Raw genomic sequence first — 23958 nt, 5'->3', positions numbered from 1 at the left:
GAATCCAGCCGCCCCTGCCATCCAAATTCATTATAAGCCAACCGCCAAGGGTGCTTCATGCCCAATCTTGTCGTTTTTAGTGGAAGTGCTCATCCACATTTCGCTCAAAAAGTCGTAAGCCATTTACATATTCCTTTAGGTGCTGCTTCTGTTAGCAAGTTCTCTGATGGTGAAATTTCAGTTGAAATTACTGAGAATGTTCGTGGTAAAGACGTTTTTGTCGTCCAGTCTACTTGTGCCCCTACCAATGATAACCTAATGGAAATCTTGGTGATGGCTGATGCTTTGCGTCGTGCAAGTGCTGGTCGTATCACTGCTGTCATTCCTTACTTTGGTTATGCTCGCCAAGATCGTCGTCCACGCTCTGCTCGTGTACCGATTACTGCGAAAGTTGTTGCAGACATGCTGACAACTGTTGGTATTGACCGTGTAGTAATGATTGACTTGCACGCAGACCAAATTCAAGGTTTCTTCGATATCCCAGTTGATAACATCTACGGTACGCCAGCATTACTCGCTGACCTACGCCAGCAACAACACCACAATCTTGTGGTTGTTTCGCCTGACGTTGGTGGTGTGGTTCGTGCCCGTGCTGTTGCTAAACAAATGGGTGATATCGATTTGGCTATCATTGATAAACGTCGTCAAAAAGCAAATGAATCACAAGTGATGCATTTGATTGGTGATGTTAAAGATCGCGACTGTGTGATCGTCGATGACATGGTAGATACAGCAGGTACGCTTTGCAAAGCGGCCGATGCACTGAAACAATTTGGTGCTCGTCGTGTCGTTGCTTATGCAACTCACCCTGTTTTATCTGGCAAAGCCATTGATAACCTTCGTAACTCTGTCATTGATGAACTTGTTGTTACCGACACGATTCCTCTTTCAGATGAAGCACTAAGCTTAGGTAAAATTCGCCAAGTTTCTGTTGCTAGCATGGTTGCTGAAACAATTCGTCGTATCAATAACGAAGAATCTATTAGCGCAATGTTCGATAGTTATCTATAATAGCCCAGCTTTTTTTCTTAAACCCTAGCTCGCTAGGGTTTTTCTATCACTAAACTGGTCGCAAGTTTAGTTACTCAAACTCAATGAGGATATGCCCATGGCAAACTTCGTATTAAACGCTCAAGCACGTGAAGTAGCACAACAAGGGAAAGGTTCGAGCCGCCGCCTTCGCCACGCTGCTCAAATCCCAGCAATCATCTATGGTGGTAGCGCTGAGCCTGTAGCTGTTACTTTAGAGCTTCGTGAAATCGTTAAAGCTTTAGAAAACAACGCTTTCTTCGAAGAAGTTATCGAAATCAAAATCGGTGACAAAGTTGAAAACGTTAAAATCCAAGCGTTACAACGCCACCCTGCTAAAAACACGCCTATGCACGCTGACTTCAAACGCGCATAAGTGTTAAAGGCGTAAATTAGTGTCAAATATTTCGCTAATTGTTGGTTTGGGTAATCCTGGAAAGGAATATGCCCAAACCCGCCATAATGCAGGTTTCTGGTTCGTTGAACAGCTTGCAGATCGTTATGGCATTTCTTTAAAAGCTGATCCAAAGTTTCATGGATACAGTGGTCGTGGCCAAATCGAAGGTCATGATGTCCGTTTATTACTTCCTACCACTTTTATGAACCGTTCTGGTCAAAGTGTTGTCCCTTTCGCTAAATTTTATCAAGTTGCACCTGAAGCAATCCTGATTGCGCATGATGAATTGGATATGAATCCTGGCATTATTCGTTTGAAAACAGGTGGCGGACACGGTGGACACAATGGTCTCCGCGATATCGTCCCGCATATCGGTGCTAATTTCCATCGCCTACGTATTGGAATTGGTCATCCAGGTGCCAAAGAACGCGTTTCTGGTCATGTGCTTGGTAAAGCGCCTAGCAGTGAACAAGGCTTAATGGATGCAGCCATTGACCATGCTCTATCTCAAGTGAAAATGCTTGTTGATGGACAAGTGTCACAGGCAATGAATCAAATTAACGCTTACAAACCCGCTTAAACTGAATTGTTGATCAATCCCGCTTGCCATATTGCATTTTTAAGCGCAAAATGCGCATCAAACCGCCTATAGCCCGCGGAAAACGTGACAAGTCAACCATAAGATAATCATCTTAGGTCTTACTCAGGAGACGCTAGCCATGCTATCTCGTTTATTAAAATGTAAAATTCACCGTGCAGTTGTGACTCATGCAGAGCTTCATTATGAAGGTTCTTGTGCAATTGATGGCGTATTAATGGACTTAGCAGGGATTCGTGAATACGAAGAAATCCACGTATGGAACGTCACTAACGGCAAACGTTTCACCACCTATGCAATCCGTGGTGAAGATGACTCAGGTATTATTTCAGTGAATGGTGGCGCAGCCCATCAAGCTGATGTTGGTGATTTAGTGATTATTGCGACTTTCGGTGACTTTACCGAAGTCGAAGCCAATCTTCACAAACCACGTTTAGTTTATGCAAACCCAGACAATACAGTGAACCACACTGCAAACTGTATTCCTGTACAAATTGCATAAGCCCTATAAAGATTCTCAAAAAGCCAGTCCCTTGCGCCGCTTCAGTCGCGGCTCATGGCTTTTTTATTGCACAAACACAGCCGGTTCATACTCTAGGGAAAAATACAAAAACACTGAAAAATAAGGCCAAGTTTTACGCAAGCAAACTTGTAAAATAGCACCAAAATTTGTTCAATAAAAAGACAATAATGATAATTTGAACAATATGGATATTACTCATCTTCTTAGCAAAGTTAGCCTCTTTGCTGACTCCGATCACACCACCCTAGAAAGCTTGGTGCCTCACTGTCATATTCGTCATTTACAAACAGGACAGCAGCTTTATTGTGCAAATGATATTGCCGATTATGTGTATATTGTTGCTTATGGTCGGGTCAAACTTACCACTTCAGCAGGCTTACTGACTTATTTTGGTCGCCACGATATTGTTGGCGAAACAGGTGTCATTTCCAATCAACCTCATCAAGGTACAGTCAATGCAGTCCGTGACACTGCTCTACTCGGTATTCCACAACAACAATTTCTAGATTTCATTCACCAGCACCCAAAAGTGTTATTTGCTTTATCTCGACTCATCATTCACCGCTCGCAACCCGAATTACAACATTGTCATGCAATGGGACATAGTCGTACACTTTCAGTAATTCCTGTATCCGCACATATCCCTGCCACACATCTGGCAGAAAAACTGACCGAGCACTTACAACGTTGGCCTCAAGTTCGTTTAGTCACTGCTGCACATATTGATGCCTTGTTTGGTTCAGGATTTAGTCAAACCCCATTAGATTACAGTAGTGAAGATTTAAAACTACGCCAATGGTTGGCCAATTTAGAAGAAAAACACTGTTATGTACTCTATGCTGCGGATTGCAGTGATGATGAATGGTCGAAACGCTGTTTACATCAAGCTGATCGAATATTGATTTTGGCGGAGGCCAACCAAACACCCACTCAAACCAGACTATCGGATGTATTGAATCAGCATGATTGGCAAAGTCCAATTGAATTGGTTTTACTGCGTTCCGAAGGAGACCCGTCTCCGCATACATTGATTTGGAAACAGCTCTATCATGCCCGCGCCCACTACTTTATTCACCCTTGGGCTCAAGCTGATATCTGTGCCGTTGCCCGCCAAATCTCCAGTCAAGGGGTTGGTTTAGTGCTGGGTGGTGGTGGTGCACGTGGCTTTGCCCATATTGGTTTAATTCGTGCGCTTGAACAACTACATATCCCGATTGATATTGTTGGGGGCACCAGTATGGGGGCATTTGTGGCGGCGCTGGTCGCCTGTGGTTTTGATAGTGTGGAAATGACCCATATTGCTTATGAAACTTTTGTCGCACGAAATTACCTCAATGATTACACCATGCCTCGCGTTTCACTGATTCGTGGGCAACGTTTCCATACCCGATTACAGGCCATCTTTGGAAGTCGCAGAATTGAGGAGCTCAGACAGACCTATTACTGTATTTCAACCAACCTTACCACAGGTCAAGCAGTGATTCATGATCAAGGTGAACTGGCGACTTGGGTCGGAACCAGCATGAGTGTGCCGGGTGTTGCTCCTCCTGTTGCTTGGCATGAAAACCTGCTCTGTGATGGCGGTGTAATTAACAATCTCCCCACAGATGTTATGCAAAACCTAGAGCGAGGCACCATTATTGCTAGCAATGTCAGCTTGCATGATGATATTCGAGTCCCAGGAATTGGTTTAGAAGAACCAGATCAAAGTGCATTATTGAACTGGAATAAAATTATCAAAGATAAGCTTCTACATGCACCACGTTTGGCAGAGATTTTGATGCGTACCGCGACCCTTGCGAGTGATACCATGATACAAACAGCGGCAATTGAACGCGCCAATTTACATATCCGCATGCCCATTGAAGGTATCGGTATGTTTGACTGGCATAAATTAGATGAACTAATCGAACGCGGCTATGAGCATGCTCTAGAAACCTTACTACCAATTCGAGAAACGTTGCCTAGTGCTTAAGCCGAATGAATCTGATAACGATCCAATAGCCCATCTAAATATTGATAAGTTTCTGGATCTAATTGCTGCATATAACCATCTAGAATACGATGACATAGCTGCTGCTTATCGATTGGCATACGTCGCATAATATCGAAAGTAACTTCCCATTGTGAGCGTAATAATGATGCATAGGCAATATGATGCAGGACCTGCTCATCAATTTGGGCAATCGCCGTGGCAACAACCTCCCTTGCCTCATCTTGCATATAATTCACAATGACCAACATATCTGTCCATAAATCACAACGATCAGCCGCCTCTACAATACTCCGAATAATCTCTACTCTTCTTAATGTCGGTAAATTAGCAACAAAGCTCTGTGCTTGCGCCGACAAACAGGCCACTACAGGCAACATGTCTTCCCACAATTGGTCTTCCTGTGTGGCTTGAATAATCGCATTCACGACGGATTCCCCTTGCTGAACAGCCAAATCACCAAGCTCCTGCTTAAGTCCATAACTGATATAACTCATTAAAGCCAAAACTTTAGGCCATACCAATCGCTGAGCTGGATCACCCACAATCAATAAGGCTTGCTCAATGCGCTGCTTGGGCAAAACATGGACTAAATGATCGATTTGCTCTCGGGACTCAATATAAAAAGCAATTTCCAATAGATCACTTTCACTTTCAACAACCTGTGCAACATCTTGTAAAACGGCGTCAGATAACATACTCACAAAACGGCCAATCGTCACAAAGTCCCGCTGCTCCAATAGAACTTGAGTAATGTCAGTAATTTGATGTGTAGTGAGATAGCCAAGTAGTTCTCTTGCCAATCGAGGATCTAAATAAACAGCAATTGCAGCTATGGTTTTTGCAGGTAAATGCTTCGCTATTCGATAAGAATTTTCTGTAGATAAATACACTGCAATCTGGGCAACAATAAATGGTTCTAAAAAGTGTTTAACCATAAAAACACTCACCCAACGTGGTAACCAACTCACCCATGCTGCTAGGTAACGGAAACGCTTTTTCTGCCGATTTTGTAGTCGCTCTAATATCGCAAACCGAAATTGTCTAAGGTTTTCAGGGGCCAAAAACTGCATAAACTCTAATTCTTGCTCTGAGACCTGCAAAATGCGAGCGAGCTTAATCAGCTCTGCCTGTACTGCCAATCGAGTCATGCTATTCCCTCATTTTATTTTTTCGAAACAGCCAACGAAGGAAAAAAGGTGTTTGGTACACACTACGATTCATTTTCTGATCTTCATTTTTGATGGCCTGTTGTAATTGTTGATTGAGCCAAGCCAAATCATGATTAGAAAGTTGTGAAAATGGCTGAAGACTCATCACAGGCCGACGTAATTGTTGTGCCAATCGTTCTAATTCTGTCTTATCTGCTTGCTCCATTTATCGACTCCTTGAATTATTGTTGTTTTATCTTTCGAGTGTATGCTCAATTTAAATCCATTGCCAGTTTCACAGATCGAAGAAAAACTAGAGCTACTTCTCAGCAAATTTTTTCATTTTTATAGAACGATTCATTCTATAAAAAGTTGCCTTTTCTCATAAAAATCTGGCTATAATCAAGGCACATCGCTTCAGGGCGGGGTGTAATTCCCCACCGGTGGTAAGTTAGGCATTCTAATCAAATGATCTAATCAGCCCACGAGCCTGTATATTTTTTATATACTCGCAGATTTGGTGAGAAACCAAAGCCGACGGTATAGTCCGGATGAAAGAAGACGAAACCACTGAAATACGCTTTTTGCGTTGTTTTTGTGCACGCTTATTTTTTACATCAGTCCTGAAATGTTCAACCGTATCCTACTTACGAGAGCGTTTCATTATGTCTAGTTTAATCCAACCCGAACTTTTCTTTTCAGCCCTTTCTCCTGCTGAACAACGTATTCAACAAGCTTTAGAAGATATCCGCCAAGGCAAACCTGTATTGGTGATGGATGATTTTGATCGTGAAAACGAAGCTGACCTGATTATTGCTGCTGAAACTTTAACTGTCGAAACCATGGCGCAAATGATTCGTGATGGTTCAGGTATTGTTTGCTTATGCTTAACAGAAGCCTTAGCTGATCATTTAGAACTTCCACCTATGGTCGTCGACAATTCCAGCCAATTTAAAACCGCATTTACAGTAACGATTGAAGCGGCACAAGGTGTGACCACAGGCGTTTCTGCTAAAGACCGTGTCACCACAGTTTTGGCTGCAACCAAAGATGGAGCCGTAGCAAGTGACTTAAGCCGTCCAGGTCATGTTTTTCCTTTACGTGCGCGTGAAGGTGGTGTGCTAAGTCGCCGCGGCCATACTGAAGGGACTGTTGATTTAGCACGTTTGGCAGGTTTAAAACCATCTGGAGTGTTGTGTGAATTGACCAATCCTGATGGCTCTATGGCTTCAGGGATTCAAGTGCTTGCTTATGCACAAACCCATGGTTTAACTGTGATTAGCATTGAAGAACTGGTGCAATACCGCTTAAAACACAATGTCTAATTAGAGATAAAAAAAGCCTCAAATCATCGAGGCTTTTTACAATTCGTTTTATGAAACTTTTCGCTCAGCATTCAATTCAGCAACAGCTTCAATCAACTGACTAAATTGCGAAATTTGAGTCACAGGTTGTGCTTGAGCCAACTCTTCTGCCGCGCCATAACCATAATTCACAGCAATGGTTTCAATCTCATTAGCACGCGCACCGATGATGTCGTATTGACGATCACCCACCATAATACATTGCTGTGCGTCTAACTGCTGTTGTTCCAGAATATAAGCGATTAAATCCGCCTTGTTGGTTCTCTCACCAGTCAATTCACTGCCATACATTTCGGTAAAATACTGGGCTAAATCAAAATGAATCAAAATTTGCTTCGCATAAACTGTAGGCTTTGCTGTCGCCAAAAATAAAGCATAGCCTTGTGATTGCAATTGCTGCAAAGTCTCAACGACCGATGGATATACTTCATTTTCAAATAAACCAGTCACTGAGAAACGCTCACGATAAGCCAGCAATGCCTGCTCAGCCAGCTCATCATCTTGAGTATTCAGTAATTTTGCCAAAGATGCTTTGAGCGGTGGCCCAATGGTCCAGTCCAAATCAACTTCATCTGCTACAGGTTGGCCTAATTTTTCTAGCGCAAAACGGATTGAACCATGAATCCCAGTTTTAGGGTCGGTTAAGGTTCCATCTAAATCGATGAGAATATTTTTGATCGTCATTCGTTCAATCTCTTGCAGTCTTACACAACAGAGTCGAGAGTTTCTCGAAACTTCCCTATACTACCGTAGATTGCAGAATAAAAGGAAATTGCAGTGCGTCCAACCGTACTTTGTTTTTCAGGGCTAGATCCATCTGGTGGTGCTGGCTTACAAGCAGATATTGAAGCAATTGGGCAAAGTGGTGCGCATGCGGCTATTGCATGTACCGCGCTGACGATTCAAAACTCACAGCAAGTATTTGGTTTTGAAGCAACGCCAAAAGCATTATTACTCGCACAAGCAAATGCGGTGGTGGGTGATTTACCAATTAAATGTGTAAAGTCAGGCATGTTAGGCACGACCGAAAATATTGCTGCATTAGCCGAGTTTTTACGAGAACATCCAGATTATTTATATGTCCTAGATCCCGTTTTAGTGGCAAATAGCGGCGGTTCATTGGGTGACCAAGCGACATTAGTCAAAGCCTTCGTGGAGTTGATTCCTTTAGCAACGGTGATCACGCCAAATACCGTTGAGTTAAGAGCCTTAACAGGTCTTGATGATATTGAACAGGCCACACATAAACTGTTTGAAATGGGTGCAAAAGCAGTATTGGTCAAAGGTGGGCACGAAGATACGCCTGATCATATCCGCAACGTGCTCTATGCTGATGGGAAAATGCTTGCAGAAAGCCGCTGCCCACGCTTAGAGGGTCAATACCACGGTTCAGGTTGTTCATTGGCAAGCTTTATTGCAGGACGTTTAGCACTCGGTGATTCTTTAAAAATTGCGGTTCAACATGCTGAAACATGGTTATTCGGGGTGTTAAAACATGCAGAAACCCCAGTACCCAATGGGCAAAAGATTCCAAAACGTTTTTAAATCATCCCTGAACAAATGAATCTTCAATAAAAAAGGCGCATCTCGCGCCTTTTTTATTTCGGATCAATTACTGTGGAATACGGAGTACTTGACCAGGGAAAATATCATCTGCATTTTTGAGTAATGGACGATTTGCTTCAAAAATTTTATTGTACTGGTTTGGATCACCATAATATTCTTTTGAAATCTTAGACAGATTGTCTCCTGATTTCACGGTATAAAACTTACTTTCTGGTTCAGGTGTTTCCACGGTAAGTTGATCATCAACTTGCGCCACATGATCAATATTTCCGACAGCAAGTACAATCTTTTCTTTATCTGCTTGGGTTTTAACCTGCCCTTTAATCGTTGCTGTATCGGTATTGCCATTATATGTGACCGACAAACCATCAATCGGAAGACCTAAACTTTTAATCAAACCTAATAATTTATTCGCAATCTCTTGAGCTGATGGTTCAGCTGGCGTTGCTGGTGCAGCTTGCGGTTCAGCTGGTGCTGTATTTTTCTTACCAATACCTTTAACAAAATCAAAAAGACCCATTGTTATTTCCTCTGTAATTATTAATGCATAATAGTCAAAATAGACCTACATCTAGTTATACAGAAAAAATAAAACACTCGAGTTTCAATTTAACGCGGTCTTGTAAATATATGTATATTCGATAGAACTTAATGAAAAACATTCTATTGCAAAACATACAAACACAAAAAAGCCACCTTGCGGTGGCTTTTGATCATGCAAGATGATTAACCAAGTTTCTTAGTTACGTAATCGATTGCAGATTGAACAGTTGTGATTTCATTTGAATCTTCATCTGGAATCGTGATGTCAAAATCATTTTCAAAAGACATTACAAGTTCAACCAAATCTAAAGAGTCAGCACCTAAGTCATCCATGAAAGATGCTTCGTTTTTAATCTCTTCAGCACGCATACCTAATTGTTCAGCTACTGCTTGTTTGATGCGTTGTTCGATATCGCTCACAGGAATTCTCCTCATTGCTTGTGGCGTTTTAATTTGCCACTAGTTTAATTGAATATAAGATTTTTTAAAAGTTTATACATCGCCACTTAGGCCATGTATAGACCACCATTTACGTGTAAAACTGTACCAGTAATGTAACTAGCCTTATCGCTCGCCAAGAAACTCACTGCATTTGCAATATCTTGAGGTTCACCTAGACGATTTAAAGCTACTTGATCAGTCATTTTTTTACGAATATCTTCGCTTAACTGATCAGTCATTTCAGTGGCAATGAAACCAGGTGCAACACTGTTCACTGTAATCTGACGACTACCCATCTCTTTGGCTAAACTACGACTGAATGCTTCAATCCCTGCTTTTGCTGCCGAGTAGTTCGCTTGCCCAGGGTTGGCAAAATGTGCAACCACTGAACTAATATTAATAATGCGGCCAAAACGTGCTTTGGTCATACCTTTCAATACACGCTTTGACAAACGATAAACCGCTTTTAGATGAATATTGAGAATATCATCCCAATCATCTTCTGACATACGCAGCAGCAAGTTGTCTTTGGTAATGCCTGCATTGTTGACCAAGATCAACACTGAACCATATTTTTGCTCGATGTCTGAAACCAGTGCATCAATCGCTTCGCCATTGCGAACATCAAGTACAGCACCTGTCCCATGTTCAGCAAAGCTTTCTGTCAGCTTTTGCGCGCCTGCTTCAGAAGTTGCGGTACCAACCACAAAAAAACCGTCTTGAATGAGTTGCTGTGCAATTGCTGCGCCAATGCCTCGGCTTGCTCCTGTCACTAACGCAACTTTTCGTTGTTGTGTCATGCAATTTTTCCTTCTGCCACTAACACTGCGTTTAGGGCATCTTCCATACGTGCTTTGCTATCAAGGGCAAATGCTTTTTCTATGTTCGGTAATCGCTTAGCAAGATTACTCAGTACCGTACCCGGGCCACATTCAACCACATACTGGATACCCTGATCTTGCAGATATTGCATCGTACGTGTCCATTGTACTGATTGGTACAATTGAGCTGTTAACGCCTGACGTAATTGAGCAACATCTGTCGCGATTTCCGCGTTGACATTTTGTATTACAGGAAGGCATGGTAGCTCAATGGCAGTTTGTTCCAAAGCTTCGGCAAACTTTTCCGCTGCTGGTTTCATTAATGTGCAATGTGATGGTACTGAAACAGGTAATGCAATTGCTTTCCCTGATTGTTCTTTTGCTTCTGCCATGACCTGCTGAACCAATGCTGTACTACCAGCGATTACGACTTGGCCTTGCGCATTATAATTTGCCGCTTCAACTGAACCTTGACCTGTAGCAGAAGCATTTTGACAAAGCTCGACCACTTTCTCATCTGCCAAACCGAGAATTGCAGCCATTGCACCTTCACCTGAAGGAACAGCACTCTGCATCAGTTTGCCACGTAAATGAACCAGTTTAACTGCATCAGCCAAGCTCATTGCTTCCGCTGCAACAAGCGCACTGTATTCTCCCAAAGAGTGTCCAGCCAAGTATTTCGGCACAATACCACCCAGCTCTAACCATACACGCCATAGCGCGATACTTGCAGTCAGTAACACAGGTTGGGTATTTTCAGTCTGGTCCAAGCCTTCACCCGTTTGGGCAATCTGCCAAAGGTCAAAACCTAGTGCAGCTGATGCCTCAGCAAATGTATCTTGAACGACACTAAACTGCTCTGCAAGTTCAGCCAGCATACCTGCCTTTTGAGAACCCTGACCAGGAAAAACAAATGCTGTTTTTGTTGCTTGAGCAGCCTGCTCAAGTCGTTTAGTCGACATATAAAAATCCTTAAATTAGTCTACCGCCAATTTTATCAATACTCATAATTCTACATGAGAATGACAATAGACTCTTTAGCGATGCGGCAATTTAACACTGATTAATTCTTTTTATAATTGCGAAAAACAACAAAAAAGGGAGCTTTCGCTCCCATTTTTTCTATACTTTAAGCTAACGCTTAATGCATATAGTTCAATTATTCAGCATCAGCTGCTTTAGCGAATAATTGACGACCACGGTAAATACCGTCTTTAGTCACATGGTGACGACGATGAGTTTCACCAGTAGTTTGGTCTACAGATAATGCATTCTCGGTTAAAGCGTCATGTGAACGGCGCATGTCACGGCGAGAGCGACTTTTACGGTTTTGCTGAACGGCCATGATGGCTCCTTACAAAGATCGAAAAAATGGATCAGAACAAATTCAGTTGTCTTAACTCAACATTATAACATAAATTATGAGTTAAGTTTACCCTTCAGACCTGCCAAAACATCAAACGGGTTATCCCGTTTCTCTTCGACAACATCTGGAGTGGCAGGTTGATGCTTATGCTCACAAGCATCATGCTTAGGAGATAAAGGCATCAACAATAACAGCTCATCTTCTAATAGTGCGAGCAAATCTATCACTGCAGGTGCATCAAAATCACCTTTTTTTGAAGATTCACTTTCACCTAGAACGATGAAATCAGCATCCTCATCCAATCGCTCTATCAGTGACTCATCATCAATCAAAGCTAAATGAAAGTCTGAAACCAATTCAATTTCAACGGCTTCCAAACAACGTTGGCACACCATTGGAACTTTTGCTTCAGTATGTCCATCTAACCATACAATACGATGATAGATATCCATTGATAGCTTACAGTCTATGTTGATCAATTGATCATCAATTGAACCAACAGCTTCTCGAGCAATACGAGCAAAGCGAGACAATGGCAGTGTTCCTGACCATGTAAAGCCCTGTTCAGCCCATTTAAATGGCTCGATTTGGCTTGGAAAAGTATTTGCTGACATATTAAGGCGGCAATTCTACAAATTCATCGGTACTCTGTCAAAGATTAAGATACAATTTTGTACTTCTTTAGACAGAACTCGGGGTAAATTAAGCAATGTACCTGTTGCAGCCGCAACTTGAAGTAACATCTTCATTACTTGTTAGCACCCATTCAACCTCTGTTCCTGTGTTAGCGCTAGATCAAGTGCAACGTTCATCTTGGCAAAAGTTAACAACAGAACCAGAACAGGTCGATTGGCTTATTTTACACTTTAATCACTGGTTTTCCCACCATAATGTCACACTTGTTAAAGGTGATTTTGAACCAGAATATTTCCCAGCCACTTCTGAGCAGCCCGCAAAGATCCAATTTGCCCATGGTTTTTTCAATAGTGCCCTACATGAAATCAGCCATTGGAGTATTGCTGGCGAGCAACGCCGCCTACTTTCCGACCTTGGCTATTGGTATGCGCCTGATGGACGAAGTTCAGAACAACAGGCCCTGTTTGAGCAAGTTGAAATTAAACCTCAAGCCATAGAATGGCTATTTGCGACTGCCTTTGGTCGGAAATTTCGTGTGTCACTGGATAACTTAACAGGCGATGGCGGTAATGGAGATCAATTTAAAGATCATGTTTTTGCGCAAGTACAACGTTATTTTTCTGGGGAAGCAAAATTACCACGTGATGCAGCACATTTCATTCATTACATCTGCGTGTCTACCCGCAATGGAACACCATTACAACTCGATGAATTTAAACGTGAATACCTTGATTAAATGACAAAATTATCACATCTAAGACTTGCAACATGCCCCTAACAAGTTTCATACTGAATTTAGCCGTATAAATCAGGGAGTTAAAATAATGTTGCATTTACATATTCATCCTGAAAATCCACAGGCTCGCTTAATTACACAAGCAGTAGAACGTATTCGTGCTGGTGATGTTGTGGTCTATCCAACAGATGCTGCGTACGCGATCGGTTGTCAAATCGGAAATAAAAGCGCAATGGAACGGATTGCACAAATTCGTGGTCTGGGACCAAAGCACCAGTATGCGATTATGTGTTGTGATTTATCTGATATTGCGACCTATGCCAAAGTCGATAACGCGATGTATCGTCTATTAAAAAATAATACACCAGCGGTTACGACTTTTATTTTACCCGCGACCAGCGAAGTACCAAAACGTTTAATGCATCCGAAGAAAAAAACCATTGGTCTACGTATTCCAAGTAATCCCGTTGCACAGGCTTTATTAAAAGAACTTGGTGAACCATTGTTAACCAGTACCTTGATTTTGCCTGATCAAAAAGATCCGTTGGATGATCCATTTGATATTGAAAACCAGTTGGGTAAACGTATTGATGTGTTTATCGATAGTGGATTCGGAACCTTATCCACCACCAGTATCGTGGATTTATCTGGAGAAAACCCTGAAGTCGTACGTCGTGGTGTCGGTGATGTCAGTGCTTTTGAGTAAATGTTGTATAAAATGCAGCTTAGATTCAGAAAGAATCGTAAGCTGCTAAATGCCTTCAACAAAAAGGCTAGGTATGGTCTTTTAATTATGATCAAGGTATTTAAATCAAGAGATATATCCGATACTTTGCTTTAGTTTAAAAAACGCTGAACACTCTGAAAGTATCTGTTTTTTTTCATACAACACATTGCCATCATAAGTTTTAAAAAAATAAGTTGTGGCTGGCTGATCCTCTTCTATAACTTTCACAACCCCTTTGCCAATATCTTTATATTTGTCGCTGGCTTCTTTTTCCTGAATATAATCAAAATAACCGCATGTCATTTGATGATGTGCTTTTTCCATTTCCCCTCTTAGATCATCTCTATTTACGTTTTCTGTCATTGGTTCAGTTAAAGTGACATAAACTAAAATATGAGGGTATTGATTGAGTGCATCCACTTTAATCGGGTAGCCCGCTCGACGCATAGCCTCATTCATTTGCTGTACAAAAGCCATACTTTTGAAATGGTCTCTGGCCTGCTGTTCAAACTGCTTAGCCCAATATATCTCAGTCCCCCAAAATAGAGCACCAATAATTATTAGGCCCGTTGCAACAAATTTAATATTCATATTAGCCCTCATTATTTAATTTTATAGTCTATGAGTTCTCACTCATTTAATAATCGAGCTATTATTTATAAATATTTATTAAATTCAACAAAATAAATCAAAAAACCTTACTTTCCGATGACTAGAAAATCAATGGTTGCTTTATAATGAATTATTTAAAAAAGGCATAAGCGAATTTTAATAATCGCTCATTAGCCTTCAAAAAAGTCAGACAATCGCTGCTTCTGAAAACCCTGTGCATCAAAATTATCTGGACTAAGCCATTGTTGATAGATTTTTTCTAAATCAGGCCATTCTTCATCAATGATTGAAAACCATGCTGTATTACGGTTATGCCCTTTAGTCATCCGATCTTGACGAAATAAACCTTCATACTGAAAACCAAAACGTAAGGCTGCGGCTTTAGACGGTGCATTACAATCATCACATTTCCACTCTACACGCCTAAAGCCATGGGCAAAGCATCGTTGTAACAGTAAGAAGATTACCTCCGTTGAGGCTTTGGACTTTTTCATTCGATGGGAAAAGTAAACATTGCCTATTTCGATCGCGCCCTGTTCCAGCCTTGGATTTAACAAAGCAATCCAACCTTGGACCTCGCCATCAATTTCAATTAAAAAATGAGTTGAGCCTTTAAAACCAAATAAATTTTGCAAATCCTGTTTTAACAAAAATTGGCTTTGCGGCGCGGCATAAGGCAAATACGTCCAGCAAGCCGCATCCTTTTCCGTTGCAACAGCATCCCAAATTTGATTCGCAGCCTGATCAGAAATTTCACCAGCAATATGAATCAATTTGACAGATTGCCCATCTAAATTATGCTTAATCGGTTGATTGGGTTGATGATCAATGGCAAAGCCTACGGTTTGCCCAAACTGGTTCTGTTGTGTTTTTAAATAATGTTTCATGATGATTTATAATTGAAAGAAAGAATGATTTCCGTTGCTAATTTAAGCATAAGTTTTTTCTATGACCTATGGAATCTTGCATAAATACAGAAAATACCCTGAGAACTTTAAGGTTTTTGTAAGTAGGTAATTTATTAAATTGGCAATTTCGATTAGAATAGAGCTGCTCTTGGTAGCATGTGCCTCTCTTTGCACAAAAAATTATATCTTTCATGCTTTTGAAAATTCGCGTGGCTTATAACGGTAATGAACCAAATTCTCCCCCAAACTTTGGAGTCCACTCCTTCCATTCGCGTGCTTGACGAGTGGCAGGAAGTCATACCTGAAGATTTATATATACCGCCCGCCGCGTTTGAAATTTTACTGGAACAATTTGAAGGTCCGTTAGACTTTCTGATTTACTTGATTCAAAAAAATGGCTTTGATTTATTACAGGTCGATATTTCTCCGATTGCCACTCAATATCTGTCCTATATGGATAGTATGAAATCCCTGAATATTGAGCTCACGGCTGATTATATGGTCATGGCAGCATTACTCGCAGATTTGAAATCGCGTTTACTGCTCCCGAAACCAGTCGCGGTTGATCAATTCGAGAAAGATCCAAAACAAGAGTTAATTGACCGTTTAGAAACCTATCTACGTATAAAGCAAGCTGCGGAACGATTGGGACAGATGCCAATCTTCGAACGCGATACGTTTAGTGCTAACGTGAGTATTGGTCACATTGCCCCTATTTATGAAGGCTATGATGTTGAAGCCTTGCATGATGCTTTATTTTGCGTATTCAACCGCCCTGAGCCCATCACTCATGTTGTGGCACAAGAGCCTGTTTTATTGGAAGAACGTATTGCCTTTATTGAAAGCCAACTTGCGTCAGGTGAGGCATTGAGTTTTATTGAATTATTAAATCCCATGCAAGGTCGTATGGGGATGGTGGTCACTTTTATGGCGGTGCTTGAACTGACACGTCAGCAAAGAATTCAGATTATCCATACAGGTATTGAAGCTCCTTTAACCATTCAAGGAGTTGCTGCATGAGTTTAGATCAATTTGAGCAAAATGAAGGTATGTCGTTTGAGGACATTCATCATGAGGTTTTATTGCAACTTGAAGCGATTTTATTCGCCAGTGACTCACCAGTCTCTCTTGCACGTCTAAAAGAAGCTTTTCAAAACCAATATAATAAGCAGCAATTACGCACATTTTTACAGCAACTGGCGATGTTACAGCATGGCCGTTCAATCGAATTAATTGAAACTGCGCAAGGTTTTCGATTTCAAGTACGTGCCAAATATCGAAATGTTATTGCACAGGTTTGGCCAGAGCGCCCAACCAAGTTGTCACCCTCATTACTCGAAACTGTTGCAGTGATTGCTTACCATCAACCCGTCACACGTGCCGATATTGAACAGATTCGTGGTGTATCCAACAATAGCCAGAATTTAAGAACGCTTTTTGACTGGAACTGGATTAAAGAATCTGGTTTCAGAGATTTACCCGGAAGACCTGCGTTGTTAGTCACAACGCCCCAATTTTTAAATGCATTTGGTTTAGCTTCGCTAGGTCAATTGCCTCCCCTGCAGAACGCCAAGGAAGCATTCATGACACTCGACGCACATGCGCCGAAGTCCTGAGAAAGGTGAACTGTTGATCATTATGTCTAAGGTTGTGCTGTCATGAGTGAAAAATTACAAAAGGTTTTAGCGAGAGTCGGGTTAGGCTCGCGTCGCTATATGGAGGAAGTCATTGCTGCTGGTCGTGTCAGTATCAATGGTCAGATTGCCCAAGTTGGCGAACGTATCGAACCAGGTGATGAACTTCGTATCGATGGTCGTAAAGTACAATTCCAAATTGAAGATGAAATTCGCCGCCGCGTATTAATTTACTATAAACCAGAAGGTGAAATCTGTTCACGTAATGACCCTGAAAAGCGTCCTACGGTATTTGATCATTTGCCTCAAATTGCCAACGACCGTTGGGTCATGGTGGGTCGTCTGGATATTAACAGTACTGGCTTATTGTTATTCACCAATGATGGTGAACTTGCCAACCGTTTAATGCACCCTTCAAACGAAGTTGAGCGTGAATATGCTGTTCGCGTGATGGGCGAAGTAACCCCACAAATTCGCAATAATATGCTGAAAGGTGTTGAGCTTGAAGATGGTCCAGCCAAGTTTGAATCATTCTCAGAAATTGGTGGCGATGGTATTAACCGTTGGTATCAAGTGGTGGTTAAAGAAGGTCGTAACCGTGAAGTCCGTCGTATCTTTGAATCACAAAGCTTAAAAGTCAGCCGCTTATTGCGTACTCGTTACGGCACTGTCATTTTGCCACGCGAGTTACGGACAGGTCGTTGGATGGAATTGGATAAAAGCGATATCGATAACTTGGCAAAATCAGTGGAATTAAAACCACGTCAAGGTACAGGTCTATTTGGTATGGCAAAACGTCGTACTGAACGTATGTCTGAAAAGCCGATGGCAGCACGTCGTGGTGGTTACTTGCGTCAACAACGTCGTGATGATGAACAAGATCAGTCACAGCAACAACGTCCTAGTGGCAATGCCAATAATAACAATGGTCGTAAAACCATTGGTTTCAATAAAGGCTTTAAGAAGTTCTAATTCTTAATCCTGAAATAAAAAACGCTCTAATAAGAGCGTTTTTTATTGGCTTTAACTATGCTGAACCATACCTTGCGGGATCGCATTCAGCAGCTTTTTGGTATATTCATGCTGTGGATGTAAATACAGTTCATCCGAGTTGGCAATTTCAACTAATTCGCCATGATTCATGACCATGACTTGATCAGAAATGTATTTCACGACAGATAAATCATGTGAAATAAAGATATAACTCAGACCAAACTCGTCCTGTAAATCCTGCAACAAATTCAACACCTGCGCCTGTACCGAAACATCCAGTGCAGAAACAGACTCATCGCAGATTAAAATCTCAGGTTTCAAGGTTAAACAACGTGCGATCGCAATCCTCTGTCGTTGACCACCAGAAAACTCATGTGGATAACGATCATAGGCTTGTACAGGCAAACTCACCCGTTCTAACAATTCCAAGGCCATCTTTTTACGCTCAGCATCATTTTGACCTATGCCATGAATCCGCATTGGTTCCAATAAAATCTGCCCGATGGTAAAGCGTGGATTGAGTGAAGCATAAGGGTTCTGGAAAATGATTTGAATTTTGCGTTGGTACTGACAAAACTCTTTCTCACTCATGGCCAGAATATCTTTTCCACCAATTAAGGCTTGCCCGCCTGTGGCTTCATGTAAGCGCATTAATAACAAACCAATCGTGGTTTTACCTGAACCCGACTCGCCAACTAGTCCCAAGGTTTTACCTTTCGCTAATTGAAAAGAGACACCTTTAACCGCTTGAAATTCTTCTTGTCCCCACAAACCCTTACGACTATAAAATGACTTTTTCAAATCTTTTACATCGAGCACAATCGGCTCATCGCCAGTCAGACCACGGACACGTTGTTTCAAGTTTAAATCAGACAAATTGGTGGCTTCGATCAGTTGTCCATTTTCGTCCTGCTGCATAAAATCACTGGTCACAGGCAAACGGTATGGACGCGTCGCCAACTGTGGACGACAATGCAGCAAAGCACGGGTATACACATCTTGTGGTTGTTCCAGCACCTGTTCAACAGAGCCACTTTCGCGAATTTCACCATGACGCATAACGATCACTTCATCTGCGATTTCACCAACCAGTGCTAAATCATGGGTGATGAATAGCATCGACATTTCATGGCGTTGTCGTAATGATTCCAACAAATCAATGATCTGCTTTTGAATGGTGACATCTAAGGCCGTTGTTGGTTCATCCGCAATCAGAAGCTTTGGCTCACAGGCAATTGCCATCGCAATCATCACCCGTTGCTGCTGACCACCTGAAAGCTGACTCGGATAAGCATCGATCTTGGTTTCTGGTGCAGGAATACCAACTTCTTTCAGCAACTCAAGTACCCGTGCTCTGGCCTGCTTACGTCCCATGCCTAAATGAATACATAATACCTCAGCAATTTGATCCCCCACGGTAAAGACAGGATTCAACGAGGACATCGGTTCCTGAAAAATCATGGCAATGTCTTTACCACAAATTTTGCGAATCTCTTTGGCCGATAAATTGAGTAAGTCTTTACCTTCAAAGCAAATTTGACTCTGTTCGGCAATTTGACTTTGCCCTTTTGGCAACAGCCCCATCACCGCTAGGGAAGTGACCGATTTACCACTGCCCGACTCCCCAACCAGTGCTACAGTTTTATTTTTAGGAATTGAAAATGAAATCCCTTTGACTGTTTCAATCCACTGCTTATTTTCACCCTTAAAGCTGACACGGAGATCATCGACACGTAATAGCGTTGTTTCATTCTGATATTGCATTTTATCTCTCCGCTATTTCAACTTAGGATCTAAAGCATCACGTAAGGCATCTGTAAACATCGAGAATGCAGTGACTAACACCGCCATTGCGATAGATGCCGCAGCCAATTGCCACCATTTACCTAAGATCAGCTCACTTTGCGCTTCATTCAACATACTGCCCCAAGACACCACGCCAACAGGTACACCAAAACCAAGGAAGCTCAGAATGACTTCAGATTTAATGAATGACACCACCAAAATCGAAATCTGTACCAAGGCAATATGACTCACGTTTGGGAAGATATGTACAAACATACGACGTAGATGACTCACTCCAATGGCTTTGGCTGCCAGAACATATTCGCGCGATTTATGTTTCATATATTCGGCACGAATCAGACGGAACACCCCCGTCCAACCAGTTAAACCCAAGATCAACACAATCGACAGAATGCCTTTTTGTTGCAGGACAGCCGCAATGGCCAACACCAACAACAGATAAGGAATCGAGGTAAAAATGTTATAGAACCAGTTCAAAACATCATCAACCCAGCCACCAAAATAACCTGCAATTGCACCCAAAAAAGTACCAATCACCACCGCCAATAGCGCAGACAATAAACCGACCAGAATTGAAGTTTCAGCACCTTTGATGGTTTTTAGCAACACATCTTGTCCCCACTTATCCGCCCCAAAAGGCAAAGTAGTTTTGAGCTCTTGCTTTTGATCGAGTAAATGCCCACCGAGTTGCTGATCAATCTGCTGCATATCCTCAGCCAAAGGATCAACCACGCCATAATTATCAATGACTGAGCCACCTTGCTGTTCAGCTTGAATTTCCGCATTCAGCTGCTGAATCACGTCTTTCAGAGGATCAACAGGATTTTCAGGCAAAGTTGCTGTGTTTTCTGTAGTTGCCTTAATTTGATCTGACTCTGTATCCGCACCCAAGAAAGTGGGCGGTGCATAGCTGACGGCAACTTCTTTATTCCAGTTTGAGGCTATTACCCCTGTCATCGATAAAGCGAGCAGGATGAAATAAAATAACACCACCAAAAAAGACACCACGGCGATTCGATCTGACTTCAATCGATTCAAGGCCAAATGCCACAATCCTGTTGACGCAGAAGATTCATTCGAGGCAGCTTTGCTTTTAAAAATTGTACTGAGCATCGTCATCCTCCTATTTCAACTGCACACGAGGATCGAGGAGCTTATAAATCAGATCGGCGATCAAGTTAAAAATCATGGTGACTGCAGCGATATATACGGTGATGGCTTTAATCACAGGAAAATCACTGCGTTCAACCGCAATAATAATTTCCCGACCTATGCCCGGAATACCAAAGAAACGTTCAATCAGGAAAGCACCAATCAATAAGGCAGGCAGACTAGCCATCACTTCAGTGACAATCGGAATCGAGGCATTACGCAATACATGCACACCGAGTACCCGAGACTCTCCCACACCTTTGGCACGCGCAGTCCGCACATAATCTTGGTTAATTTCATCTAGGACGAAGCTTCGATATAAACGTAGTGTTGGAGCAATACTCACCACCAACATGATTAAGATCGGCAACAAAGCATAATGGAATAAATTTTGACTGAAGTTATCACTCCAACCCTGTACGGGGAACCAACTTAATTGATAGGCCAAAACATATTGGAAGATGATGATATACACCAAGATACTGATCGACATGCCAATGGTACACAGCATCATCACCATGCGATCGGTCAATGAACCACGCACTGATGCAACCGCCAATGCCAAGATGATTGAAATCACGGTTTGTAAAATGGTCAATGGAATCAATAAGGTCAATGATGGGCCTAATCGGGTCAGAATAATCTGTGAGACAGATTCGCCTGTACTCCAACTGGCACCATAATCAAAAGTCAGAATCTGTTTGATAAAAATCCACAACTGCACATAATAAGGTTGATCAACCCCCAACTGTTTACGGATGTTTTCAATTTGCTCAGGGTTGGACATTTTTCCTGCCAAGATATATGCAGGATCGCCCCCCACCCAGTTAAACAAGAAGAAAATCAGCAAAATGACACCCAACATGGTCGGGATCATTTGCCATAGTCTACGCACGACATAAGCAAGCATAATGGCAAATCCTTATTTGACCCGTTGACCTGTAATTTCATTAAAGAAGGCTTTGTTATCTGGTTCTCTGCCTAAGAAGTCTTTAACCAGTTGTGCTGCATTCTTTTGACTGCCTTGTGACAAAATCGCCTGACGGTAGCGTTGTCCTACTTCTGGATTATTCAGGTTATCGCCAAAAGCCGACAACATATCTAAGGCTAAGACTTCAGACCACATATAGCCATAATAGCCCGCTTGATAACCCATCAGATGGCCAAACTGTCCAGGGAACTCGGTGTTCGGTACATAGCCTAATGCGGTTGCCGATTCCATTTTTTTCCAGACATCCATCGGCTGTACTTTCAGCGCATCCGCACCGTGTAAAGCCATGTCATATTGTGCATATAGGGTTTGACGTGCATAACGCAAACCACGTCCATAGTTATGTACCGATTTAAGGCGTGCAATTAGGGCATCGTCTACACGTGGACAAGCTGGATTACAATAATCGGCCACTTTAGACAAGGTTTCTTTACGACGCGCCCACTCTTCATACATTTGTGATGGTGCTTCGACAAAGTCGCGCTCTACCGATGTACCCGACTGTCCCGAATAACGGGTTTTCGATAAAATGCCATGTAGGGCATGACCAAACTCATGTACAAAGGTTTCCAGCTCGTCACTATTTAAACCTTTGCGGTTAAAGTTGGTGACCAACACTGAAATTGGTTTACGCTTGCTCAGCGTACTGCCACCATATACTCCCCAGACCGCTGCATGCCCATACTTGCCTTCACGTGGAAATTTATCCATGTATAGACCACCAAGAACTTCACCTGTTTTTTTGTCAGTGACATCATAATATTCAACTTCATCTTGCCATGCATCGACTTTGGCTGGCTTAAATTCAATCCCATAAAGATCAGATGAAATCGCAAATAACCACTTTTGTGCCGCTAAGGTCGGGAAATAATCACGCAGTTTTTCTTGGTCTATCTGGTATTTGTCTTTACGGAGTTTTTCACTCCAATAGTTCACATTCCAACGGTTAATTTCAGCTTTTTCTAAAGTTGTGTTCAAGGTTTTGGCTTTAAAGGCTCGTAGCTCCTCCACTTCTTTTTGCTCAAGTGGTGCAACAACGTTGTGTACATCGGCCAAGAAGGTGTTAACCGTTTTTGGCGTTTTCGCCATACGTTTTTTTAGCGCCCAATCGGCATAGCTTGGCTGACCAAACAGCTGCGCAAGTTCATAACGTAAGTCGATAATCTGTTTAAGCAAGACTAAGTTCTTTTCTGTACCACGACGTGTAAATGCAGTTTGATAACGTTTGCGTGCATCATCACTGTCGGCCAACTCCATAAACGGTTGGTACTCTGGATATTCAAACCCTAATAAATAATTGCCTTTGTCATTTTTCTTTAGGCCTGAAATATAACTATCTGGCAAGCCTTTTAGCTCGGCAGGCGTAAATTCTAATTTTTCTGGGTTATCACGAATATTGCGGGAGAATTCTTGCGAAAGTTTGGTCAATTCATCAAAAATTGTTTTGACCCGTGCTCTTTTTTCGGGTGGAAGTTGTACCCCTGTATCTTCAAAGGCATCAAGAATATCTTGGCGGTACTTCGTATCGATTGCATCGTTGGCTTTGGTGTTTTTAAAACGTTGGTATAACTTCGGATTCTGATAAATTTCGGTTTGTAGTTGATTCAACTTAACTTCACAATCTTCAGCGGCTTGGCGTAATTTAGCATCTGGATCAACATTGCTATACAGGCTAATCGGCCCAGCAAAATTCTCGAAAGTTGCCATTAATTGATCCCACTCTGCCAACACAGGTGCAGCATCGGATTGCGGTTTAATGCTTTGTTTTTCCAGTTGAGAAATACGCTGCTTTAAAGTCTGTAAATTAGCATCGCACCATTGTGCGCTTTCACTGCTTTTTAAAATCGGTAACGTGGTTCGTGTGCTTTCAGCCCAAATGCCTTGACTCATCCCCGTGACTGCCATCGATAACAGTCCCAGTGTCGACAACTTCAATATTCTTTTCGCCATGCGCTTTCTCCAATTTAATCT

27 protein-coding genes and 1 riboswitch are annotated in these 23958 nt (G+C 42.0%); of the genes, 12 read left to right on the top strand and 15 right to left on the bottom strand.

Features of this window, described 5'->3' with window-relative positions:
• Positions 1–57: 57 nt before the first annotated feature.
• The 5 genes from A7P54_RS09600 (at position 58) to A7P54_RS09580 (ending at position 4522) form a co-directional block, all read left to right on the top strand.
• Positions 58–1011, top strand: coding sequence for a ribose-phosphate pyrophosphokinase (locus tag A7P54_RS09600; RefSeq protein WP_004804966.1), 954 nt, complete (start codon positions 58–60; stop codon positions 1009–1011).
• 97 nt (positions 1012–1108) lie between these two features.
• Positions 1109–1405, top strand: coding sequence for a 50S ribosomal protein L25 (rplY, locus tag A7P54_RS09595; protein WP_004663523.1), 297 nt, complete (start codon positions 1109–1111; stop codon positions 1403–1405).
• 19 nt (positions 1406–1424) lie between these two features.
• Entirely contained in the window at positions 1425–2006 is a 582-nt protein-coding gene (gene pth, locus A7P54_RS09590) for an aminoacyl-tRNA hydrolase (protein WP_004804964.1), read from the top strand.
• A gap of 139 nt (positions 2007–2145) precedes the next feature.
• A complete protein-coding gene (panD, locus tag A7P54_RS09585; RefSeq protein ID WP_004655255.1) occupies positions 2146–2526 on the top strand; it encodes an aspartate 1-decarboxylase in 381 nt (126 codons plus the stop codon).
• A 205-nt stretch (positions 2527–2731) separates the two neighbouring features.
• Positions 2732–4522 (top strand): patatin-like phospholipase family protein, encoded by a 1791-nt coding sequence (locus A7P54_RS09580; RefSeq protein WP_004804961.1) that lies wholly within the window; start codon positions 2732–2734, stop codon positions 4520–4522.
• On the opposite strand, the gene A7P54_RS09575 is transcribed toward A7P54_RS09580, so the two are convergent.
• On the bottom strand, positions 4519–5691 hold the full coding sequence (locus A7P54_RS09575; protein WP_004804960.1) for a hypothetical protein: 1173 nt from the start codon (positions 5689–5691) through the stop codon (positions 4519–4521). The two genes, A7P54_RS09580 and A7P54_RS09575, sit on opposite strands and share 4 nt — an antisense overlap.
• A 1-nt stretch (position 5692) precedes the next feature.
• Positions 5693–5917 carry a hypothetical protein gene (locus A7P54_RS09570; RefSeq protein ID WP_004804958.1) on the bottom strand — a complete coding sequence of 75 codons (225 nt, stop codon included), beginning with the start codon at positions 5915–5917 and terminating at the stop codon, positions 5693–5695.
• Positions 5918–6101: 184 nt separating this feature from the next.
• A riboswitch (FMN riboswitch) is annotated at positions 6102–6258 on the top strand.
• 98 nt (positions 6259–6356) lie between these two features.
• Here A7P54_RS09570 and ribB point away from each other — a divergent pair.
• A complete protein-coding gene (gene ribB / locus A7P54_RS09565; RefSeq protein ID WP_171549432.1) occupies positions 6357–7016 on the top strand; it encodes a 3,4-dihydroxy-2-butanone-4-phosphate synthase in 660 nt (219 codons plus the stop codon).
• A gap of 48 nt (positions 7017–7064) precedes the next feature.
• Here the strand turns inward: ribB and A7P54_RS09560 are convergent, their stop codons facing one another.
• Positions 7065–7739 carry an HAD-IA family hydrolase gene (locus A7P54_RS09560; protein WP_171549431.1) on the bottom strand — a complete coding sequence of 225 codons (675 nt, stop codon included), beginning with the start codon at positions 7737–7739 and terminating at the stop codon, positions 7065–7067.
• Positions 7740–7832: 93 nt separating this feature from the next.
• Between A7P54_RS09560 and A7P54_RS09555 the strand changes: the two genes are divergently transcribed.
• Entirely contained in the window at positions 7833–8600 is a 768-nt protein-coding gene (locus A7P54_RS09555; RefSeq protein ID WP_171549430.1) for a hydroxymethylpyrimidine/phosphomethylpyrimidine kinase, read from the top strand.
• 67 nt (positions 8601–8667) lie between these two features.
• Here the strand turns inward: A7P54_RS09555 and lysM are convergent, their stop codons facing one another.
• The 6 genes from lysM to A7P54_RS09525 all read right to left on the bottom strand — a co-directional run bounded on the left by lysM (position 8668) and on the right by A7P54_RS09525 (position 12406).
• A complete protein-coding gene (lysM, locus tag A7P54_RS09550) occupies positions 8668–9141 on the bottom strand; it encodes a peptidoglycan-binding protein LysM (RefSeq protein WP_004804950.1) in 474 nt (157 codons plus the stop codon).
• A gap of 206 nt (positions 9142–9347) precedes the next feature.
• A complete protein-coding gene (gene acpP / locus A7P54_RS09545) occupies positions 9348–9584 on the bottom strand; it encodes an acyl carrier protein (protein WP_004655272.1) in 237 nt (78 codons plus the stop codon).
• A gap of 86 nt (positions 9585–9670) precedes the next feature.
• Positions 9671–10405: a 3-oxoacyl-ACP reductase FabG gene (gene fabG, locus A7P54_RS09540; RefSeq protein WP_004804947.1), complete on the bottom strand. Its 735-nt coding sequence runs from the start codon at positions 10403–10405 to the stop codon at positions 9671–9673.
• Entirely contained in the window at positions 10402–11388 is a 987-nt protein-coding gene (gene fabD, locus A7P54_RS09535) for an ACP S-malonyltransferase (RefSeq protein WP_171549429.1), read from the bottom strand. The genes fabG and fabD overlap by 4 nt, the downstream gene beginning before the upstream one ends.
• Positions 11389–11585: 197 nt before the next feature.
• The gene (gene rpmF, locus A7P54_RS09530; RefSeq protein ID WP_004638135.1) at positions 11586–11771 is read right to left on the bottom strand and encodes a 50S ribosomal protein L32; all 186 of its coding nucleotides are present in this window, start codon (positions 11769–11771) and stop codon (positions 11586–11588) included.
• 74 nt (positions 11772–11845) lie between these two features.
• Entirely contained in the window at positions 11846–12406 is a 561-nt protein-coding gene (locus A7P54_RS09525; RefSeq protein ID WP_004804944.1) for a YceD family protein, read from the bottom strand.
• A 95-nt stretch (positions 12407–12501) separates the two neighbouring features.
• Here A7P54_RS09525 and A7P54_RS09520 point away from each other — a divergent pair, with 95 nt between their 5' ends.
• On the top strand, positions 12502–13164 hold the full coding sequence (locus A7P54_RS09520; protein ID WP_005205499.1) for an elongation factor P hydroxylase: 663 nt from the start codon (positions 12502–12504) through the stop codon (positions 13162–13164).
• Between the two features lie 88 nt (positions 13165–13252).
• Positions 13253–13870, top strand: coding sequence for an L-threonylcarbamoyladenylate synthase (locus A7P54_RS09515; RefSeq protein ID WP_004804938.1), 618 nt, complete (start codon positions 13253–13255; stop codon positions 13868–13870).
• Positions 13871–13975: 105 nt separating this feature from the next.
• Here the strand turns inward: A7P54_RS09515 and A7P54_RS09510 are convergent, their stop codons facing one another.
• Together A7P54_RS09510 and A7P54_RS09505 are read right to left on the bottom strand one after the other, a co-directional pair.
• Entirely contained in the window at positions 13976–14482 is a 507-nt protein-coding gene (locus tag A7P54_RS09510) for a hypothetical protein (RefSeq protein WP_005205500.1), read from the bottom strand.
• 191 nt (positions 14483–14673) lie between these two features.
• On the bottom strand, positions 14674–15390 hold the full coding sequence (locus A7P54_RS09505; protein WP_005205501.1) for a GNAT family protein: 717 nt from the start codon (positions 15388–15390) through the stop codon (positions 14674–14676).
• Between the two features lie 246 nt (positions 15391–15636).
• Here A7P54_RS09505 and A7P54_RS09500 point away from each other — a divergent pair, with 246 nt between their 5' ends.
• From A7P54_RS09500 to rluB, 3 genes are read left to right on the top strand one after another with little or no spacing between them, the layout of a single operon-like run.
• The gene (locus tag A7P54_RS09500) at positions 15637–16431 is read left to right on the top strand and encodes a segregation/condensation protein A (protein ID WP_004804932.1); all 795 of its coding nucleotides are present in this window, start codon (positions 15637–15639) and stop codon (positions 16429–16431) included.
• Entirely contained in the window at positions 16428–17027 is a 600-nt protein-coding gene (gene scpB / locus A7P54_RS09495; RefSeq protein WP_005205502.1) for an SMC-Scp complex subunit ScpB, read from the top strand. Before A7P54_RS09500 ends, scpB begins: the two co-directional genes overlap by 4 nt.
• Before the next feature lie 42 nt (positions 17028–17069).
• On the top strand, positions 17070–18017 hold the full coding sequence (gene rluB, locus A7P54_RS09490) for a 23S rRNA pseudouridine(2605) synthase RluB (RefSeq protein WP_004804930.1): 948 nt from the start codon (positions 17070–17072) through the stop codon (positions 18015–18017).
• A gap of 51 nt (positions 18018–18068) precedes the next feature.
• On the opposite strand, the gene A7P54_RS09485 is transcribed toward rluB, so the two are convergent.
• From A7P54_RS09485 to A7P54_RS09470, 4 genes are read right to left on the bottom strand one after another with little or no spacing between them, the layout of a single operon-like run.
• On the bottom strand, positions 18069–19802 hold the full coding sequence (locus A7P54_RS09485; protein WP_171549428.1) for an ABC transporter ATP-binding protein: 1734 nt from the start codon (positions 19800–19802) through the stop codon (positions 18069–18071).
• 12 nt (positions 19803–19814) lie between these two features.
• The gene (locus tag A7P54_RS09480; RefSeq protein ID WP_005205504.1) at positions 19815–20957 is read right to left on the bottom strand and encodes an ABC transporter permease; all 1143 of its coding nucleotides are present in this window, start codon (positions 20955–20957) and stop codon (positions 19815–19817) included.
• Positions 20958–20967: 10 nt separating this feature from the next.
• Positions 20968–21906: an ABC transporter permease gene (locus A7P54_RS09475; protein ID WP_171549427.1), complete on the bottom strand. Its 939-nt coding sequence runs from the start codon at positions 21904–21906 to the stop codon at positions 20968–20970.
• A 12-nt stretch (positions 21907–21918) separates the two neighbouring features.
• A complete protein-coding gene (locus A7P54_RS09470) occupies positions 21919–23937 on the bottom strand; it encodes a M3 family metallopeptidase (protein WP_171549426.1) in 2019 nt (672 codons plus the stop codon).
• Positions 23938–23958 lie beyond the last annotated feature (21 nt).

The organism is Acinetobacter sp. Ac_3412, from assembly GCF_013072675.1.
Taxonomy (GTDB): Bacteria; Pseudomonadota; Gammaproteobacteria; order Pseudomonadales; family Moraxellaceae; genus Acinetobacter; species Acinetobacter higginsii.
The sequence above is the reverse complement of the archived record's forward strand: the minus strand, read 5'-3'. Positions and strand labels throughout refer to the sequence as shown.

Coding starts and splice junctions, on each gene's coding strand:
- panD (WP_004655255.1), top strand. CDS start 2,146: ATGCTATCTCGTTTATTAAAATGTAAAATTCACCGTGCAGTTGTGACT.
- A7P54_RS09510 (WP_005205500.1), bottom strand. CDS start 14,482: ATGAATATTAAATTTGTTGCAACGGGCCTAATAATTATTGGTGCTCTA.
- A7P54_RS09505 (WP_005205501.1), bottom strand. CDS start 15,390: ATGAAACATTATTTAAAAACACAACAGAACCAGTTTGGGCAAACCGTA.
- lysM (WP_004804950.1), bottom strand. CDS start 9,141: ATGGGTCTTTTTGATTTTGTTAAAGGTATTGGTAAGAAAAATACAGCA.
- A7P54_RS09470 (WP_171549426.1), bottom strand. CDS start 23,937: ATGGCGAAAAGAATATTGAAGTTGTCGACACTGGGACTGTTATCGATG.
- A7P54_RS09485 (WP_171549428.1), bottom strand. CDS start 19,802: ATGCAATATCAGAATGAAACAACGCTATTACGTGTCGATGATCTCCGT.
- A7P54_RS09520 (WP_005205499.1), top strand. CDS start 12,502: ATGTACCTGTTGCAGCCGCAACTTGAAGTAACATCTTCATTACTTGTT.
- A7P54_RS09525 (WP_004804944.1), bottom strand. CDS start 12,406: ATGTCAGCAAATACTTTTCCAAGCCAAATCGAGCCATTTAAATGGGCT.
- A7P54_RS09480 (WP_005205504.1), bottom strand. CDS start 20,957: ATGCTCAGTACAATTTTTAAAAGCAAAGCTGCCTCGAATGAATCTTCT.
- fabD (WP_171549429.1), bottom strand. CDS start 11,388: ATGTCGACTAAACGACTTGAGCAGGCTGCTCAAGCAACAAAAACAGCA.
- A7P54_RS09515 (WP_004804938.1), top strand. CDS start 13,253: ATGTTGCATTTACATATTCATCCTGAAAATCCACAGGCTCGCTTAATT.
- ribB (WP_171549432.1), top strand. CDS start 6,357: ATGTCTAGTTTAATCCAACCCGAACTTTTCTTTTCAGCCCTTTCTCCT.
- rpmF (WP_004638135.1), bottom strand. CDS start 11,771: ATGGCCGTTCAGCAAAACCGTAAAAGTCGCTCTCGCCGTGACATGCGC.
- rplY (WP_004663523.1), top strand. CDS start 1,109: ATGGCAAACTTCGTATTAAACGCTCAAGCACGTGAAGTAGCACAACAA.
- scpB (WP_005205502.1), top strand. CDS start 16,428: ATGAGTTTAGATCAATTTGAGCAAAATGAAGGTATGTCGTTTGAGGAC.
- A7P54_RS09475 (WP_171549427.1), bottom strand. CDS start 21,906: ATGCTTGCTTATGTCGTGCGTAGACTATGGCAAATGATCCCGACCATG.
- A7P54_RS09500 (WP_004804932.1), top strand. CDS start 15,637: ATGAACCAAATTCTCCCCCAAACTTTGGAGTCCACTCCTTCCATTCGC.
- A7P54_RS09600 (WP_004804966.1), top strand. CDS start 58: ATGCCCAATCTTGTCGTTTTTAGTGGAAGTGCTCATCCACATTTCGCT.
- A7P54_RS09560 (WP_171549431.1), bottom strand. CDS start 7,739: ATGACGATCAAAAATATTCTCATCGATTTAGATGGAACCTTAACCGAC.
- A7P54_RS09580 (WP_004804961.1), top strand. CDS start 2,732: ATGGATATTACTCATCTTCTTAGCAAAGTTAGCCTCTTTGCTGACTCC.
- A7P54_RS09575 (WP_004804960.1), bottom strand. CDS start 5,691: ATGACTCGATTGGCAGTACAGGCAGAGCTGATTAAGCTCGCTCGCATT.
- A7P54_RS09570 (WP_004804958.1), bottom strand. CDS start 5,917: ATGGAGCAAGCAGATAAGACAGAATTAGAACGATTGGCACAACAATTA.
- rluB (WP_004804930.1), top strand. CDS start 17,070: ATGAGTGAAAAATTACAAAAGGTTTTAGCGAGAGTCGGGTTAGGCTCG.
- fabG (WP_004804947.1), bottom strand. CDS start 10,405: ATGACACAACAACGAAAAGTTGCGTTAGTGACAGGAGCAAGCCGAGGC.